Raw genomic sequence first — 564 nt, 5'->3', positions numbered from 1 at the left:
CCCAGCGCCTCGGAGACCTGCCGGATGGCGTAGGGGAACTCCTCGCGGGTGGGCAGCACCGGCACCAGCGCGCGCTCGGCGAGCGCCCCGTGGCCGATCTCGCGGCGCTTGGGGGAGCCGACCCGGCCGGTCTCACCGGTGGAGTAGGGCGGGAAGTTGTAGTTGTGCATGTAGCGCTTGCGGGTCACCGGGGAGAGGGTGTCCAGCTGCTGCTCCATGCGGAGCATGTTGAGCGTGGTGACGCCCAGGATCTGGGTCTCGCCGCGCTCGAAGAGGGCCGAACCGTGCACGCGCGGGATGGCCTCGACCTCGGCGGCCAGCGTACGGATGTCGGTGACACCGCGGCCGTCGATGCGGACCTTGTCCTTGATGACGCGCTCACGGACCAGCTGCTTGGTGAGCGAGCGGTACGCGGCGGAGATCTCCTTCTCGCGACCCTCGAACTGGGGCAGCAGCTTCTCGGCGGCCACGACCTTGACGCGGTCGAGCTCGCCCTCGCGCTCCTGCTTGCCGGCGATGGTCAGCGCCTGGGCCAGCTCGTCGCGGACGGCGGCGGACAGCGCC

At 70.9% G+C, this 564-nt stretch carries 1 pseudogene; it reads right to left on the bottom strand.

Features of this window, described 5'->3' with window-relative positions:
• Positions 1 to 564, bottom strand: a pseudogene (locus ACWF62_RS20470) (polyribonucleotide nucleotidyltransferase); the annotation flags it as partial.

It is taken from the genome of Rhodococcus sp. NPDC054953 (genome assembly GCF_053609225.1).
Note: the sequence above shows the minus strand (reverse complement) of the source record. Positions and strands in the feature narration are given on the sequence as shown.